Genomic DNA, 1,736 nt, shown 5'->3' on the forward strand with positions numbered 1-1,736 from the left:
ATGTAGTTGGTCAGGTTGCGGAACCCGAGTGCGGAGCCGCGCAGGTGTTCGAGCCGTCCGTTGAGCGCCTCGGTCGGCCCGTTGCTGGTGCCGGGTCGTTCGAAGTAGGCGAGCACGTCAGCGGCTCGCTTCTTCAGGGTCCGGCCCAGGGTGGTGAGCTCGGTGAGCACCTTGGGGACGCCGGCGCTGAGGTCGGTGATCAGCTTCTCCATGAGCTCGCGGCCACGTTGCCGGTCCTCGTGGCGATAGGCGGCGATCATGCGCTGGTAGACACCCCAGGTCGCCTCGATCTCGACGTGAGCGTCATCAACGAACAGCGCGCGTAGCCTGTCGCTCTGCTTGTCGGTGAGCAGGTCCGAGCCGGTGTGCAGCGTGCGCCGCGACTTGTAGAGCGGGTCGTCCCTGAACCCACGGTGCCCGTGGATCGCGAGTTGGACCCGGCGCCGGCACCTGTCGAGGGCGTCACCGGCCAGGCGCACGACGTGGAAGGGATCCATCACCGTGACCGCGTCCGGGATCTCCTCTGCAGCGGCGGTCTTGAACCCGGTGAAGCCGTCCATCGCGACCACCTCGACCGCGTCACGGAAGGCGTTGTCGCGGTCGGCGAGCCAGGTCTTGAACGCCGCCTTCGACCGGCCCTCGACCATGTCCAGCAGCCTTGCTGGGCCGGCGCCATCGCGGACCGGGGTGAGGTCGATGATCACGGTGACGTACTTGTCGCCACGCCTGGTGTGGCGCCAGACGTGCTCATCGACGCCAATGACCTTCACGCCCTCGAACCGCGTGGGGTCGTTGATCAGCAGCCGCTTGCCTTCAGCCAGGACCGCGTTGTTGGCGGTGTCCCACGCGACCCCGAGTCCCTCGGCGACACGGACGACGGTGAGGTGTGCGACCACGATCCCTTCCAGCGCCCACCGCAGCCCGGTGCGCGAGAGCTTCGCGCGTGGCTCCGCCGCGGCGCTGGTGTCTTGGCGCCACACGTGTCCGCAGTCGGCACAGCGGTAGCGGCGCACTACAACTTCCAGCACGGTCGGTCGCCAGCCCAGCGGCTCGTGGGCCAACCGCCGGATCACGGTGTCACGAGCAGCGCCTTCGCTGCCGCACCGTCGGCACCACTGATCTGGTTCCACCACGCGGCACGCGAGGACCGCACGATCCGGTTCAAGTCGTTGTCCGGTCACGCTCAGACCGAGGCCGTCGAGTTGAGCGAAGGCGGTCAGGTCAGGGCGGCCGAAGCCGGCCGGCGGGGTAGCGTCGGACACGTCGAGGTCTTTCGGATGGATGGCGTAGGAACCTCCGTCGTCGGGAGACCTCGACGTCTATCTGCGGACCGACGCGCCCGGCCGACCTACACCGTCATCTGAGAAGACCCCTGAAACGTCTTCGACGACGACGGGACCGGCGAGGAGGAGGGCGCGGTGAGCTAAGAGAATGGAGCTTGCTCGGCTTCGACGCCGCCGAAAGCTCCGGTGAAACGGTCGGTACTGGTCGGTCGTCGGCGGTCACCACCGGATGGCGGCGTCCCCCACGCTCGGCGTTTGCGCAGGTCAGCGGCTCGTTCGCCCAGTGGGCGCATCAAGCGATAGACGCAAAGCCGAAGTGATTAGGTCGTCGGTTCGATTCCGACAGGCGGCTCCGGCGAACAGCCCCTGACCTGCGGAAACGCAGTGCAGGGGCGGTTCGGTTCTGGTGGTCGCGCGATGCGCTGGCCTCACGGCTCTGCCCGACACCGACGT

General features: G+C 67.8%; 1 protein-coding gene. It reads right to left on the bottom strand.

Annotation, left to right across the window (positions count from 1 at the left end; translation table 11 throughout):
• On the bottom strand, positions 1 to 1,262 hold a 1,262-nt coding region (locus tag IEX71_RS22305; protein ID WP_188839302.1), incomplete at its 3' end, for an ISL3-like element ISPfr2 family transposase.
• Between the last annotated feature and the right edge of the window lie 474 nt (positions 1,263 to 1,736).

This window comes from Flexivirga endophytica (assembly GCF_014640635.1).
Lineage (GTDB): Bacteria > Actinomycetota > Actinomycetes > Actinomycetales > Dermatophilaceae > Flexivirga > Flexivirga endophytica.